The 14230-nt window shown below is 60.7% G+C and carries 15 protein-coding genes; 9 read left to right on the top strand and 6 right to left on the bottom strand.

Features of this window, described 5'->3' with window-relative positions; genetic code table 11:
• Window positions 1–33: 33 nt before the first annotated feature.
• Window positions 34–672, bottom strand: coding sequence for a hypothetical protein (locus DWU98_RS06780; RefSeq protein WP_147293244.1), 639 nt, complete (start codon window positions 670–672; stop codon window positions 34–36).
• Between DWU98_RS06780 and DWU98_RS06775 the strand changes: the two genes are divergently transcribed.
• The 3 genes from DWU98_RS06775 to DWU98_RS06765 are packed head-to-tail and all read left to right on the top strand — an operon-like array spanning window position 645 to window position 3753.
• A complete protein-coding gene (locus DWU98_RS06775; RefSeq protein ID WP_115494747.1) occupies window positions 645–1484 on the top strand; it encodes an AraC family transcriptional regulator in 840 nt (279 codons plus the stop codon). The genes DWU98_RS06780 and DWU98_RS06775 overlap by 28 nt on opposite strands.
• Before the next feature lie 56 nt (window positions 1485–1540).
• Window positions 1541–2152 (top strand): class I SAM-dependent methyltransferase, encoded by a 612-nt coding sequence (locus DWU98_RS06770; protein WP_115495084.1) that lies wholly within the window; start codon window positions 1541–1543, stop codon window positions 2150–2152.
• Entirely contained in the window at window positions 2149–3753 is a 1605-nt protein-coding gene (locus tag DWU98_RS06765; protein ID WP_230474737.1) for a tetratricopeptide repeat-containing sulfotransferase family protein, read from the top strand. Before DWU98_RS06770 ends, DWU98_RS06765 begins: the two co-directional genes overlap by 4 nt.
• A gap of 6 nt (window positions 3754–3759) precedes the next feature.
• On the opposite strand, the gene DWU98_RS06760 is transcribed toward DWU98_RS06765, so the two are convergent.
• The gene (locus tag DWU98_RS06760) at window positions 3760–4470 is read right to left on the bottom strand and encodes a hypothetical protein (protein ID WP_230474736.1); all 711 of its coding nucleotides are present in this window, start codon (window positions 4468–4470) and stop codon (window positions 3760–3762) included.
• A 353-nt stretch (window positions 4471–4823) separates the two neighbouring features.
• On the opposite strand from DWU98_RS06760, the gene DWU98_RS06750 reads away from it, so the two are divergent.
• Window positions 4824–5600 carry a ferredoxin--NADP reductase gene (locus tag DWU98_RS06750; protein WP_115494745.1) on the top strand — a complete coding sequence of 259 codons (777 nt, stop codon included), beginning with the start codon at window positions 4824–4826 and terminating at the stop codon, window positions 5598–5600.
• A gap of 90 nt (window positions 5601–5690) precedes the next feature.
• Here DWU98_RS06750 and DWU98_RS06745 read toward each other — a convergent pair whose 3' ends face one another.
• Window positions 5691–6341, bottom strand: coding sequence for an RIO1 family regulatory kinase/ATPase domain-containing protein (locus tag DWU98_RS06745; protein ID WP_115494744.1), 651 nt, complete (start codon window positions 6339–6341; stop codon window positions 5691–5693).
• Window positions 6342–6426: 85 nt separating this feature from the next.
• Here DWU98_RS06745 and DWU98_RS06740 point away from each other — a divergent pair, with 85 nt between their 5' ends.
• Entirely contained in the window at window positions 6427–6912 is a 486-nt protein-coding gene (locus tag DWU98_RS06740; protein ID WP_115495081.1) for a DUF456 domain-containing protein, read from the top strand.
• 81 nt (window positions 6913–6993) lie between these two features.
• Entirely contained in the window at window positions 6994–8760 is a 1767-nt protein-coding gene (locus tag DWU98_RS06735) for a DUF885 domain-containing protein (RefSeq protein ID WP_196239485.1), read from the top strand.
• 128 nt (window positions 8761–8888) lie between these two features.
• On the opposite strand, the gene DWU98_RS06730 is transcribed toward DWU98_RS06735, so the two are convergent.
• Entirely contained in the window at window positions 8889–9335 is a 447-nt protein-coding gene (locus DWU98_RS06730) for a hypothetical protein (protein WP_115494742.1), read from the bottom strand.
• 237 nt (window positions 9336–9572) lie between these two features.
• On the bottom strand, window positions 9573–10583 hold the full coding sequence (locus tag DWU98_RS06725; protein ID WP_147293243.1) for a hypothetical protein: 1011 nt from the start codon (window positions 10581–10583) through the stop codon (window positions 9573–9575).
• Between the two features lie 337 nt (window positions 10584–10920).
• Here DWU98_RS06725 and DWU98_RS06720 point away from each other — a divergent pair, with 337 nt between their 5' ends.
• Window positions 10921–11589, top strand: a complete 669-nt coding sequence (locus DWU98_RS06720) for an energy transducer TonB (RefSeq protein WP_115494740.1) — start codon at window positions 10921–10923, stop codon at window positions 11587–11589.
• 60 nt (window positions 11590–11649) lie between these two features.
• Here the strand turns inward: DWU98_RS06720 and DWU98_RS06715 are convergent, their stop codons facing one another.
• The gene (locus DWU98_RS06715) at window positions 11650–11934 is read right to left on the bottom strand and encodes a hypothetical protein (RefSeq protein WP_115494739.1); all 285 of its coding nucleotides are present in this window, start codon (window positions 11932–11934) and stop codon (window positions 11650–11652) included.
• A gap of 243 nt (window positions 11935–12177) precedes the next feature.
• Here DWU98_RS06715 and DWU98_RS06710 point away from each other — a divergent pair, with 243 nt between their 5' ends.
• Window positions 12178–12756: a cysteine dioxygenase gene (locus tag DWU98_RS06710; RefSeq protein WP_115494738.1), complete on the top strand. Its 579-nt coding sequence runs from the start codon at window positions 12178–12180 to the stop codon at window positions 12754–12756.
• Window positions 12757–12789: 33 nt separating this feature from the next.
• The gene (locus DWU98_RS06705) at window positions 12790–14157 is read left to right on the top strand and encodes an FAD/NAD(P)-binding protein (protein ID WP_115494737.1); all 1368 of its coding nucleotides are present in this window, start codon (window positions 12790–12792) and stop codon (window positions 14155–14157) included.
• Window positions 14158–14230: the final 73 nt, after the last annotated feature.

Genomic DNA, 14230 nt, shown 5'->3' with positions numbered 1-14230 from the left:
CGAACTCGCGGAAAACCTCGATGTCCAACGAACCTAAGGATGGGCTCGTGAATATTCACCGCGGAAAGCCACCGACCACGTCACCCCATTGTCAGTGGACTTCTCCCACGTCTGCTCGACCTTGTCAGCACGGATGCGAACGATCGTCACGCGATTGAGCACCGTTGCACCCTTCGGCCCGGCGCTCGGTCCGGTGAATTCGACCTGCCCCGGCGAGGCCTTTCCGCCGGAAAAGACGTGCACACGTCCTTCGTTGTCGACAAACAAACCGTGCCAGCTTTTGTCGTCTGCGCTATAGGCAAACATATTCTCACCACGGTGCCCTCGTCCGCCGTCCCAGCTTTCGATCACCATGCATTTGTCCAGCGCGAGATAAACCTTGCTGTGCGCCGTCGGCGATGAACCGGCCGCACCAACGGTCCAGTTACCCACCCAAAAATCCAACTGCCGGCTTGCCGCATCGATGCATGCAGGGGATGCCGCACCGGTTGCATGCGGCGCCAGGCCAAGCATCACCATCGCCATGGCGGCAGATACGTAATTACGCGCTAGATTTGCCATAACATCCCGCTCCCATGCGATCAGCAAGATGGAACCAGCATAGTCATTGCCGGATGGTCGATCCATCGATAACATGCCAATAAATGTCGAAAAAACGACAACCCGGCACATTCGATCGCCTCGCAAGCACGGGCGATGCGATCGTCACGCTTACCCGCAATTACGTCCCGAACCATGTTATTCCGCTGCACTTTCACGATCGCGATCAATTGGTTTACGCCACCCGCGGCGTGATGACCGTAGAGACCGAAGAAGGTAGCTGGGTGGTGCCTACCCATCGCGGTGTGTGGATACCCAAGGGCGTGGCGCACACCGTCGCCATGTCGGGGCCGGTTGCCATGCGCACGCTTTATCTCAAGCCCCGCATGGCAAAGGCACTGCCTCGATCGTGCTGTGTGGTCAACATCTCGCCGCTGCTCAAGGAACTGATTCTCGAAGCCTGCGCGGCGGGCACGCTCAAAAACCGCGTGCTTGCACAACGGCATCTGATCGATGTCATCATCGACCAATTGATGGTCGTACAAACCGTGCCCCTGCAACTCCCTAGCGTGAGCGATCCGCGAGCGATGCGTGTCGCGGAAGTGCTGATGGCAAATCCCGGAAGCCGCCAGTCGTTAGCGCAGATTTGCCAGAAGTGTGGCGCAAGCTGCCGAACCATCGAGCGAATCTTCCAGGAAGAAACCGCGATGACCATCGGCAAATGGCGGCAGCAGCTTCGATTGATGCACGCCATGCGTTTGCTTGGTGAAGGCGTGAAAATCACATACGCCGCGCAGGAAGCCGGCTACAACGCGCCGAGCGCATTCATCGCGGCTTTCCGCAAGATGCTTGGCACAACGCCTACGCTGTATTTTGGTAGACCCGCCGGGGAACATGCCTCTGCAGGTCACCATTCCGGTGTATCGCAGCGTGCACGTCGGTGATTTTTCCCGTCGCTCGATCGCATGGGCATTTCAACGTGGATGAGGATGATTTTCAGGTGGCAGACAAAAGCACGATCGATGCCTACGACACCGAGGCAGCATCATTTGCCGCCGACTGGGAAACACAGCCCTCGCCGGACGATCTCTATGCGCTCATCAAGACGTACTTCACGCATGGCCTGACTGCCGATATCGGATGCGGTTCCGGTCGCGATGTAGCATGGATGAATGCGCATGGCTTCGATGCCGTGGGCTACGATGCTTCGCCGGGATTGCTCGCGCAGGCAGGCCTGAGGCACCCTGGCCTGTGCTTTACGCAGGCGGCGTTACCTGAACTGGAACCCATTCCATCCCATCAGTTTCGCAATGTGCTTTGCGAAACCGTCATCATGCACGTGCATCCCGGGCAGATCGGCAGGGCGACGCAGCGATTGCTCGATATCCTCCAACCGCATGGCACCCTCCTTCTCACCTGGCGGGTGACGGATGGTGAATCAATGCGAGACGAGCATGATCGCCTCTACGCCTCATTCGATCGCGCTTTGGTACTGGACGCCTGCATCGGACATACTCTGCTCCTCGACGAGGAGGGCATGAATCGTTCTTCTGGAAAACGTGTCCACCGGATCGTCGTTCGCAAAGAAGCATCGGACCGAGACTCGCCGTGACCACTGGCCCCCAAAACCTTTCGCCCGCCTCGACATTGCTCAACGACGCAACACGCGCTTATGCGCAAGGCGACGTTGCGCAGGCCGGTCAACTTGCCCTGCAAGCAACGCAGGTGGAACCCAATAACGCGCAGGCCCACTATCTGACCGGACTGGCCTGTCTGGATACGCGGCAGTTGAGTCGCGCGCTCGAGCATCTCAATCGCGCCGTCGTGCTAAATACCAAAAGCGCTGAATACACCACGCATTTCGCGCGCGCGCTGGCACAGGCCCAGCGCTATGGCGAAGCCCTGCAGATTGCCAATATCGCCTATGCGCTGACGCCGGCCAGTCCGATGACGCTGGATGCGCTGGGCGGTGTCTATATGCAGTGCAATGCGCATGAGCGTGCGCATGCGCTGTTCCTTCGAGTGCTGACATGGGCGCCGGATAACGCCATCAGCCATTTCAATGCGGCGTTGACGTACACCTTTACCGGTAACGTCGACGCGGCCGAAGCACAGTTCGACGCCTGTCTCGAACGCATGCCCACGTATTGGCGTGCTTATGGGCTTCGCTCGCGCGTGCGCCGGCAAACGGCCGATAGCAATCACATCGAAGCCCTGCATGCATTGCTGGCTGCACACCCGGATGACGTCGATGCGCAAATCCATGTGCATGGCGCACTCGGCAAGGAATACGAGGACCTTGGCGACTACGCTAACGCCTTCGAGCATATGCGCTTGGGCAAGACGGCAGCGCGCCAGCAGGTGGCTTATCAGCCCGAGCAGGACAGCGCCATGGTCGATGCGCTGATCAAAGCGTTTCCCACCGTATCGACCGGCTCCGGCTACGGCAGCGACGAACCCATCTTCGTTGTCGGCATGCCACGCTCGGGCACTACTTTGGTGGAACGCATTCTTTCCAGCCATCCGGATGTCTATTCCGCCGGTGAGCTGATGAATTTCGGCGTGCAGCTGGAGCGGCTGGCACCGGAGGGCGTGCAGGCACGCCTGGGCCCGGCGTTGATCGAGCAGTCGCATCGACTGGACTGGGAGCGTCTTGGCTTGCGCTATGTGGATAGCACGCGCCCGCAAACGGCGCTCAAACCGCGCTTCATCGACAAGCTTCCGCATAACTTCTTATATCTTGGGCTGATCGCCAAAGCGTTGCCCAAGGCCAAGATCATCTGCCTGCGTCGCCATCCGCTGGATACATGCCTGAGCAATTTCCGCGAAATGTTCATGGAAAACTCGTCCTTCCATGGCTACAGCTTCGACCTGCTCGATATCGGCCGCTTCTACATTCAATTCGATCGCATGATGGCGCATTGGAACGCGGTGCTGCCGGGACGCATCCTTGAGGTGAATTACGAAACGCTGGTGGCCGAACAGGAACCCACGACGCGCCGGCTGCTCGCGCACTGCGAGCTGGAATGGAACGACGCCTGCCTCAGCTTCCAGCACAACACCGCCGCGGTGGCGACGGCCAGCACCGCGCAGGTGCGCGAGCCGCTGCACGCCAAAGCGGTCGGCCGGTGGGAGAAATACCGGCCTTGGCTGGGGCCATTGGAACAGCTGCTCCATCAGGCGGGCATCGATACCCGCCCGGTGCTGTCCTGATGTTGCTTACATCGCGGGAGCTGCCGTGCCATCGGACCATTTGCCGACGGTGATCATCAATACGTTGATCGGGTACGGCCCGTCGCGAAACTGCGTGTTCAACATCACGGGCGATCCAGCCAGGTCAGCACCCCAGTTCACATTGCCGGCCGTGTAAAACATCAGATGCGGCATCCAATGGCCGGCCTGATCATCGAGAAAACCTTGTTTGGACATCATGTAGGACATCGCCCCGGGTTCCAGCGCAGGCAACTGCCCGGCGTTGAACGCAGCGGCCATTTCCTTCTTTATTTCCTCCCTGGATTGGCCGCCCAGCGCCAGCGTCGTTCGTTTGAACGTGATGGGCAGCACCGATCGGGCGGCCGGTGGGTTGAAACACGTCGGCCCGCGCAGTTTCGGATCCCAGAACGTGGGCGCGTCCAATTGAGACGACCATGACCGGTCGACCATGCACACATAGCCGTTCGTGCCTTTTACCGCCGTTACATAGCCATGCGCCTCGAGCACCAGCACGGTGGCGTGATCGGAAATGGCCGCCGGGGCGGCGCTACGCGCCAGCTTTATTTCGGCGGCGCGGTCGGCCATCAGGTATTGGGAAAGCGGTGCCATGGCCGGATAGCTTTGCTGCGCCGGCTGGGCGGCAGCGGCCTGGCCACTCACCAGCACCGCAAGCATGCATGGCACAAACAGGTGGCTGAAAGACTGGGCGTTTTTCATCTTCTCGGGCTCCCTCGTTGCGGCGCGGATGGCTGAGCGTTCGCTGCCGGGCGTGAAGATGTATCGGGCCCGACGACGAACCGTGCTTGCCAATGACGAATGGGAGGCAGGCAAATCGACATCCGTGATGCCGCAGAGCCAGAACCCCGTGCCACGCACTCCCGTTGCCCCCGTAAGGCCTGCCCCCACCCAGGAGGGGTTCTTTAACGCGGGCATGGGTCAAATGCCGTAATCTATGCACCCTGACCCGTGGCATACACGGTACTCGCAAGGCAATGGCCCTGCCCTCCCCGCGAGTGAACACGCTGTCCAAGCAGCGTCATCCCCGTTCAACAATCCGAGAAGACAACACCATGGTGGCTTTGGCGACCGAGCAAGTCATTGACGTTCATCACTGGAACAACAGCCTTTTCAGCTTTCGTACCACGCGCGATCCGAGCTTCCGCTTCGACAGCGGGCAGTTCGTGATGATCGGCCTGGAAGTGGAAGGCCGCCCGCTGATGCGCGCGTATTCGATCGCCAGCGCCAGTTGGGAGGAACACCTGGAGTTCTTCTCCATCAAGGTGGAAAACGGCCCGCTCACCTCGCGTTTGCAGCACCTTAAGCCGGGCGACCGCATCACCGTGAGCCGCAAACCCACCGGCACACTGGTGCTGACCGATCTCAAACCCGGCAAACACCTGTACCTGCTTGGCACCGGTACCGGACTTGCGCCTTTCATGAGCATCATCCGCGACCCGGATACCTACGAGCGCTTTGACAAGATCGTGCTGGCGCACGGCGTGCGCAACATCAACGACCTTGCGTATGCCAATTATCTTGAGAACGAGCTGCCGAATCATGAGTATCTCGGTGCGCTGGTGCGCGAGAAGCTGATCTATTACCCCACCGTCACGCGCGAGGCGTTCCGCAATCGCGGACGCATCACGGACAACATCGTGGATGGCGCGATGGCCGCAGCCATCGGCTTGCCCATGCTCAACCCGCAGACGGATCGCGTGATGCTATGCGGCAGTCCGGTGATGCTGGATGATCTTTGCGCGTTGCTGGATGCGCGCGGGTTTGAGGCATCACCGCGTACGCGCGAACCGGGTGATTATGTGATCGAGCGGGCGTTTGTCGAGAAGTAATTCGCTGCGCCATTTTTTGCTCTTCATTCCGGCGCAGGCCGGAATGACTGCAACGTAGTGCGAAGCTCCAGCGAATAGACCGGTAACCGCTCAATCGCGCACGCGCCCTTTCCCCTCGTTATCCCAATACCCAAACACCTTGCGCGCAATCAGCTTGTAGAGCCGTTTACCCGTCGCTCGCCACAGGCGTGAATGCGCCGCAGGCGTATTCAACATCGTCCACTGCCGCGCCGTGAGCGCAGCAGCGCAATACGTGCGTTTGTGCTTGAGCAGATGACGCAGGTCTTCGCGCGCCAGCAAGCGGAACAGGCGCCCGCGTTTCCCGCGCGTCCAGGCGATCTGGAAATCGACCAGCGCCGGACGACCATCCGCTCGCACCAGCCAATTGGGCTCTTTGGCCAAGTCGTTGTGCACGATGCCGCGCCGATGCAGGTGCGCAAGCAGGCGCAAGGCATCGCGGTAATAAGCCGGTTCGCGCGGTTGCGCCTGTTGCATCGGGCGGCCGTCGATGTAGCTGCGCAGCAGCTCATGACCGTTCCACTCCAGCAATGCGGGCACGCCATCGATACCCTGCAACGTGGCCAGCGCGCGTGCTTCGCGCTTGGCGGCGCGATAGGCAAACAGGCGTGCCCACCAGCGCGCAGCGCGGATGTCGCGACGGATGCAACGCACGCCCTCACGCTCTACGATTTCGATGCGGCCCAATTCATCGGCCTTGAGCACGGTGCGCTTGTCTGACACGGGTTTAGCCTGCGGCTTGCTCGCCGCGACGTGGCGACAGACTATTGTGGCCGATCGCACCACCTAAGGACACCGCATGCTGCTGATGGACATCGCCCTTTACGCGCTTGCGCTCGCCTTGATCGTGGGCGGCCTGATCGGCGCATTCATACCTGCCCTGCCCGGCATTCCGATGATTTTCGGCGGCCTGTGGCTGGCTGCGGCGCTGGATGACTACCACCACCTGAGCACGACCTGGGTGATCGTCCTGGGCGTCATGGCCGCGTTCGGCGTAGCGGTGGACTTCATCGCCGCCTCGCTGGGCGCCAAACGCGTGGGGGCGAGCTCAACGGCCATGTGGGGCGCCACCCTCGGCACCGTCATAGGCATGTTCTTCGGCTTGCCGGGGCTGATTCTCGGGCCCTTCTTCGGTGCGGTCGCGGGCGAGCTTATTTCCAGCAAGAGCGTGCTGCGCTCGGCGCACGTAGGCATCAGCACCTGGCTGGGCCTGCTGTTCGGCGCGCTGGTGAAAGTAGTGCTGTCGGTCATGATGGTGGCGCTGGCCGCTGGCGTGTGGTTGTTCCATGTTTGAATGACCCAGCTTCCGGTACATGGCGCAAGACGCGCCACTGCGAATAAGCTCCTCGCACTTCACTCTAGGGACTCTGTCATGATGAAACGCCTCGCCCTGACCGCGGCGATTGCCCTGGTTGCCACCGGATCGGCGTATGCCCAGGGCAGCGCGCTCGCCTGGGTTCAACGCAGCAACGCCGACGCGAAACCGCTGCTGGATGTCCTGGGGCAGTTCAATCCGGAAAATGCTTCGCAAATCGGTCTCGCTGCGTACGACGACCAGGTCAGCGATCTCAAACCCAATGTGGATGCCCGGCAGCGCGCGGCATTGGTCGCCGTCAAAGGCAAACTCCAAAGCGCGCTGGCGACCGAGAAAGACCCCAACGTTCGCCAGGATCTGCAGATCATGATCCATGCGACAGACCTGGACATCGAAGGCATCGACCTCAACCACAAATACATGCTGCCGTATCAGGACGTAGGCCAGCTTATTTTCAACGGCGAATTCGCGCTGTTGAACGATGAAGTGGACGCCAGGCGCAAACCGCATGCGCTCAACCGCCTGGAATGCTATGTGGGCAAGGCGCCGGGATGTACGCCGATCATCACACTGGCCGAGGCACAAACCAGCGAACGCCTCTCCGACCCGCACCTGCTTGGGCCCTACAAGGGCAATGTGGATCAGCAGCTTTCCAATAGCGCGCGTTACGCGCAAGGCGTCCGCCAGCTGTTCGCCAAGTACAAACTCGATAATGCGCAGAGCAAGGCCGCACTCGATGCACTGGATGCGCAGCTCAAAGCGTACGACACATGGGTACGCACCACCATCGTGCCGCGTCAGCGCAACGATTTCCGCCTGCCCGAACCGTTGTATACCTACAACCTCAAGCAGGTCGGCCTCGATATCTCGCCGGAAGATCTCATCAAGCAGGCGCAACTCGAATTTGTCGAAGTGCGTTCGGCCATGCAGACGCTGGCGCCCGTCGTGGCCAAGGACGAAGGCATCAAGGCCACCGATTACCGCGATGTGCTCAAGGCACTCAAGCAGCAACAACTCGGCAAAAATGACGTCGAGCCCTGGTATCACCAGGTGATCGGCAAAATCGAAGACATCATCCGCCGCGAACATATCGTCACGCTGCCGCAGCGTGCGATGCAGATGCGCGTGGCGTCGGAAGCGGAGACCGCTGCCGAGCCGGCACCGCACATGGATCCACCGCCACTCATCAACAATCACGGCGAACATGGCACGTTCGTACTCACCATGGGCAACCCCGCCAACCACGGCGATGCGTCAGCCTCCTACGACGACTTCACCTTCAAAGCGGCCGCGTGGACCCTGACCGCGCACGAAGGGCGCCCGGGTCATGAGTTGCAGTATTCGGCCATGGTCGAGCGCGGTGTATCGCTGGCGCGCAGTCTATTCGCGTTCAACAGCGTCAATGTGGAAGGCTGGGCGCTGTATGCCGAGGCGGAAATGCTGCCGTACGAACCGCCCGCCGGCCAGTTCGTCACGCTGCAGCTACGCATGCTGCGCGCGGCGCGTGCGTTCCTCGACCCGATGTTGAACCTTGGCCTGATCACCAAGGAACGCGCGCATGATGTGCTGCGTTACGACGTCGGCCTCTCCGAAGCGATGACACGCGAGGAGCTGGACCGCTACACCTTCAACAGCCCCGGCCAGGCCACCGCGTATTTCTACGGCTATATGCGTATCGAACAGCTACGCCTGCAAACGGAACTCGCGCTGGGCAAGAACTTCAACCGGCAAGCGTTCAACGATTTCATCATCGCCCAGGGCCTGCTGCCGCCGGATCAGCTCGCCGAAGCGGTGCGAACGCAGTTCATTCCGTCGCAGAAGAAGTAAAAAAAGCCACGTTGCCACAAACATCTCCCTCCCCTGCGTGCAGGGGAGGGTTGGGGTGGGGTTGACCGGGCTTGCAGCACAGTTGACGTTCACGACGAGATCGGCTTCATCCCAATCGTTAAACGCGCTCACGGCTCGATGATGAACGCCCCGAACGCCACACCCAGATTCCATCCACGCCCCTTGCCGCTGAGCGCCAGCGAGACGTTGCCCTTGGTCACCACCTGGCTGTCTGCGCTTTCCTGCGCGCCAGCATGGGCTTCAGCGCCGCCGTAGTGGCCAAGCACCTGGTGGATGTCATAGACACCGGAAAATTCCCCGTGACCGTTGTCGACCTCGGTTTTGCCGAAGGTCAAGCCACCGCCTTCGGCACGAATAGTCACATGCATGCTTTGGCCGTTGTCACAGGTCACCGTGCCGCTGCCTTCGGCGCGCTTGTAAAACGCAGACCAGCCCGAAAGCTGGAAATGCAGTTTGCAGTTGATGTCTTGCGCTGCTCGGGCCGGCGCAGGAATACCTAGCCAGGCCACGCACAGCAACAACGCCGCTCCTTTGATGACATCCGTGGTTTTCATCGATGACCTCCGCAATGGATGGAGCAAAATTGTGGCATTGGTCACAACTCTCATTTCGTGAAGATCGTCATCACGTGGCTTGCACGCCTCGTCAAGACCGCTTTCACGAACATGACCACCACGGACATCGCCTCCCCGATGTCCGTTAATCCTGCAACCCCGCACCCCCGCGGGGTTCTTTTTTTGCCCGCAAAAAGCCTCCCCGCCGGAATCCAGCGGGGAGGCTGCCGGTATCGATCAGTAGGTCAAGGTGACGCTACTGGAGGTCGTCGATACGTTGTAACTGCACTGCGGCGAGGTAGCGCCGACCGGGTAATCCGCTCCCCACGGCGGGTTGGATATCTGGCTGAAACTGGTGTTGTAGACGCCGATGCTCGAGTACTTCAACGGCGAACTGGCGGGCAATTGGTTGCAGCTGCTCACCCCGTACACTTCCATGACGCCACCGAACACCCACAGCAGATTGCCGTAAGGATCGGTGCTGAGCGTAGTGCTTTTACCGCTGGTCACGTCCTTGGACGTGATGGTCCATGTGCTGCAGCTGTTGGCCGCTTTGCATTGCGTGGTGCCGAGAATGGTGTCGCCCACGTTTACATTGATCGGGCCGCTGTAATACGTGGTGCCGCTGACGCAGCAATTCCAACTGGACAGCGTCCACACCGTGCCGCTGAACGCGTCATAGCCCAACACCGGCTGCAGGATGGATTCCGGGTTGGAGTCGTTCTGTTCCAAGCCAGGGAAGAAATAATCGGTCTGCCCGGATTGGTTGGTCGGCGTGCTGGGCACCGTCCAGGTCGCGACGATCTTGCCGATATTGACCGAGCTTTCATAGTTGGCGTCTTCCACCCAGCCATTGATGGTGGGCTTGGCGCGTGCCTGGACCGGCGACATGAAGAAACTGCCGTTGGGTTCCACGCGCGTGCCATCGAAACGATAGTGTGCTTGCGTGCAGGCAGCGGCCATGCGCACGCTGCCATCCGCCGCTTCGATGCGGCCATCGGCATGCAGCGTTTCGCCCTCATTGATCCGCTGCACGCAGGAAGGCGAGAAAAAACCGTTCGGCGTCACCAGATAATCGGTGGGCACGCCTTGCGGACGCACGTTGCTGTTGAAGTCAGCCACTGCCTTGGGTGTAAACGTGGTTGCGCTATCGGCAGCCTGCGTCACACCGCACACGCCCAATACGGCCATGACGACAAGCGCGCATGCGCCCTTCCACGATCTGAACGATTGAATGGATGGTTTCATGATTCGCGTATCCCTCTTCGAAGGTGAGTGAACGCGCTCCTTCGCAAACGAAGGGTTTTTCACCGCTCGAGGTGAAGCATGAAACAGGACGATCCCCGAATAGGTATCCCCATCACATCCGTGTGCACCCCGGTGGCCCGGGGTCCAGGCACTGTCATGGCGCCGGCGTGCATCGACGGTGAAAAAGTTGCTGTTTTTTCACACAATTTGGACGGCTATTGCACAAACCCGGAAAGCCGGCATAGGCTGAAGCCGCATCGGCCGCGATCCCCACGTGTCCCCACACGTCGCGCAACCGCTGCATACAACCTACATCGTCGCGTCAGGAGGTCGTCGTATGTCGTCCGCAAGCCTGGCTGTCGTTCGTCGTGCGCACCCGGACATGGTGCGTGTTACCGCGCTCAGCGCGGCCATCTCCCTCAACCTTGCCGCGCTCGTCTTCGCGCTGCGTCCGCTGGCGCCGAAGATCGCAGACGTCTTCGCATCCGCACGACCCACCACGATCGACTTCGTCGAACCGCCACCGCTGCCGCACCCGCCGCCAGACATCGTGGTCAAACCCTTTACGAAGCCAGTCCCTGCACCCGCGCCCGTGCACATACCGATTACGCAGGTGCAACACGTGGTAGCGCCGATAGATACCACGTCACCCATCATCGAGCCTTCGCACGACGCCAAACCAGTCGTCGCACCGCCGTCCAACGTCGCGCCGCCGTCGGTAGCACCGGGCGTGGTATCGCTGACCTATCGTTCTTCGCCGCTCAAATTCCCGATCCAGGCGATGCGCATGCACATGCAGGGCACCGTGCTGTTACGCGTATTGGTGGATGAAAACGGCAAGCCGATCGATGTTGTGATCGAACACGGCAGCGGCTATCCGTTATTGGACAAGAGTGCACGCGAACAGGTGCTGGCGAGCTGGCAATTTCAAGCCGCGGTGATCGACGGCCATGCGGTGAAAGCGTGGGCACGCGTACCGGTCACTTTTGCACTGCAAGAAATGTAAAAAATGCGCAAAGCCTGACCCGGCTGGATGTCGCCGGGTCAGGTTTCGATAGTGAAGATATCAGCGCGATACCGGTGTGGCGGACGAACGGCGCGCAACGTGCACGATCGCCCAGACCAAGCCGAACAGCAGCATCGCAGGCAACATCACCGGCAGCAACGACAGCGCGATGAGTGGCAACACAAACAACATCACCACGCCGCCAATGACCAATCCCAGTGCGCCTGCGAGCAGGCCGAAAAGACCACCGACCAGGCCGAACACCAGCTTGAAGATCAGGCCAATCACCGAGCCGATCACCCACAGCATGCCGACCACTACCACGATTGCCATTAACTCGATCATGTCCGTTCCTCCGACATCCGTCATTCCTGTCTGATGCGCTACGCAGCACAAAGGTTTAATAAATCGTCTGCGCTTTACACACCGCCGCCTGACACGTCTTAAGCATAGGCCGATGCCGCCCTACCTTCATGCCTCGGAAGTCATAGTCGCCCGCTCCGGGGTAGCGTCCGTCTACGGCCTCTTACGACCATTTAACGCGGTGCATGCTCCACTGCGGGCCATCCCGGTCTGCTTACGAATCCTATGCGTACATACCGAAATAGTCTCAAGGCTTTACGTGATAGTGCACTTGCACACGCGCTCGAAAAAAATCCGGATCTTGCTTCGCTTGCGCGCGAATTAGGTGCCATCGTACATCGCGATGCGCAGGCGCTTGGGCATGGCCTGCGCGATTTGCGTGTGCGCAACCGGGGCTTTGAGCGTTGGCTGCTCGCGCGTCGTGCGCGTCCCGGCGCGAGTGTGCTGGTGATGGCGTGGCCGCCTGGCTACAGTTCGCCGTCGCACGATCATGCCGGCTTGTGGGGCATTGAATTGAGTTTGTACGGCGCGCTCGAGGTGGAATCGTGGTCGCGCGCATCCACGTCCGAGCCATGGCATTTGCGCGGACGTGACTGGCTGGGGCCGGGCGATGCAACGTGGTTCGACGCCGACCCGCCCTACATGCATCGTTGCCGCAATCTCTCGCGCCACGAAACGGCGCTGACGCTGCATGTCTACGGCGGCGATCTGGATGACTACGCCAGTTACGCGCAAACCCAATCCGAGCCGTTCTGGCGGGGCGCGCCGCAACGTGCGCGGATTGCCGGGCCTCTGCGCGTCTGATATCAAGCTTCATCCAACCGGTTAAGGAGTGACATGTTTCGACGCGTCGCCATCATTGGCGGCGGCGCCGCGGGCGCTACGCTGCTCAGCGAATTGCTGGAGCGTCCGCTGCCGCAGCCGTTGCATCTGGATTGGTACACCGGTGGCGGCACGCCTGGTCGCGGCGTGGCGTACGGTACACGTTCGGAACGTCATCTGCTCAATGTGCGTGCGGCCTCGATGGGCATGTTCGCCAGCCGTCCGGGCGGGTTTCTCCAATACATGCAAAAGCGCGATCCCAGCATTTCCGGCACGGACTTCCTGCCGCGCTGTTGGTATGGCGAATATCTCGAAGCGGAAACCGCCAGCGCGCTGACGCGTGCCAAAGAAAACGGTCACGACGTTCGCATCGTGCCGTATGAAGTGGATGCGATGGTGCCCGAAAACAGCGGCGTCACCATCTTCCAAGGGGAAACCACCACTACCGTCGAGGCTGCCGTGCTCGCACTCGGCACGCTGCCTGCGCGCCCGCTTGCGCAGGTGGATGAGGCCGCGCTGGCAAGCGGTCGTTATGTGACCGCGCCGTGGCTGTTGCTCAACGATGCCAAGCCCGATACGCAAGCGCATCACGTGGTGGTCATCGGTCTTGGTTTGACGGCGGTGGACGTGATCATCGAATTGGCCGCGGTGTGGCCGAACGCGCGCTTCACGGCGCTCTCGCGTCACGGCTTGCTGCCGCAAGTGCATCAAGCCAGTGCAGCGCTGCCGTTCGAAGACGGCGATGAACTGATCGAATCGATGCGCGACGCACCCGACATCCGCACGTGGATGCATCTATTGCGCGAAGCGGTCACGCATACCGACGATTGGCGCCGCGTGATCGATTGTCTGCGCCCTCAAACGCAGGCGCTGTGGTTGCTGCTGCCACAGGCCGATCGCGCACGCTTCCTGCGCCATGCACGCTGGGCATGGGAGCGCTCACGGCATCGCATGCCACCGCAAGTCGCACAGGCCATCATGGAATTGGAAAAACAAGGTCGACTGCAACGTCTCACTGGACACCTGCATGGTGTCGCGCCGACCGAGCGCGGCCTCAAGATGCATTACCTGCCTAAAGGTGCAACGCAGGAACACACGCTGGATGCGGACCTGATCATCCAGAGCACCGGACTGGATACCGATATCCGCCGCACGCAACACACCCTTCTGCAGCAATTGGTTACCAACGGGCATATCCGTCCCGATCCCTTCGGCCTGGGCCTTCAGGCCATGCCCGATGGCCGGATCGTGCACGACGGTCAGGCGTGGCCGCGATTTTTCGCGATGGGCAGCATGCTGCGCGGCACGCTGTGGGAGTCCACCGCCATGCCGGAAGTTCGCCAGCAGGCGCGGCAACTGGCCGACCATCTGCTCGCCCCGTAAGCGAAACGGCGCAAGGCGAAAGGCTCGAACGCCTTGTGCCAATGACGCATCTCCGCAAGACTGCGCTTCATTC

This window comes from Dyella monticola, assembly GCF_003363155.1.
Lineage (GTDB): Bacteria > Pseudomonadota > Gammaproteobacteria > Xanthomonadales > Rhodanobacteraceae > Dyella_B > Dyella_B monticola.
The sequence above is the reverse complement of the archived record's forward strand: the minus strand, read 5'-3'. Positions and strand labels throughout refer to the sequence as shown.

Excerpts from the sequence above, each read along its gene's own strand:
- DWU98_RS06775 (WP_115494747.1), top strand. The coding sequence starts at position 645 with ATGTCGAAAAAACGACAACCCGGCACATTCGATCGCCTCGCAAGCACG.
- DWU98_RS06780 (WP_147293244.1), bottom strand. The coding sequence starts at position 672 with ATGTGCCGGGTTGTCGTTTTTTCGACATTTATTGGCATGTTATCGATG.
- DWU98_RS06760 (WP_230474736.1), bottom strand. The coding sequence starts at position 4,470 with ATGAAAAACGCCCAGTCTTTCAGCCACCTGTTTGTGCCATGCATGCTT.
- DWU98_RS06750 (WP_115494745.1), top strand. The coding sequence starts at position 4,824 with ATGGTGGCTTTGGCGACCGAGCAAGTCATTGACGTTCATCACTGGAAC.
- DWU98_RS06740 (WP_115495081.1), top strand. The coding sequence starts at position 6,427 with ATGGACATCGCCCTTTACGCGCTTGCGCTCGCCTTGATCGTGGGCGGC.
- DWU98_RS06735 (WP_196239485.1), top strand. The coding sequence starts at position 6,994 with ATGAAACGCCTCGCCCTGACCGCGGCGATTGCCCTGGTTGCCACCGGA.
- DWU98_RS06730 (WP_115494742.1), bottom strand. The coding sequence starts at position 9,335 with ATGAAAACCACGGATGTCATCAAAGGAGCGGCGTTGTTGCTGTGCGTG.
- DWU98_RS06725 (WP_147293243.1), bottom strand. The coding sequence starts at position 10,583 with ATGAAACCATCCATTCAATCGTTCAGATCGTGGAAGGGCGCATGCGCG.
- DWU98_RS06720 (WP_115494740.1), top strand. The coding sequence starts at position 10,921 with ATGTCGTCCGCAAGCCTGGCTGTCGTTCGTCGTGCGCACCCGGACATG.
- DWU98_RS06715 (WP_115494739.1), bottom strand. The coding sequence starts at position 11,934 with ATGATCGAGTTAATGGCAATCGTGGTAGTGGTCGGCATGCTGTGGGTG.
- DWU98_RS06710 (WP_115494738.1), top strand. The coding sequence starts at position 12,178 with ATGCGTACATACCGAAATAGTCTCAAGGCTTTACGTGATAGTGCACTT.
- DWU98_RS06705 (WP_115494737.1), top strand. The coding sequence starts at position 12,790 with ATGTTTCGACGCGTCGCCATCATTGGCGGCGGCGCCGCGGGCGCTACG.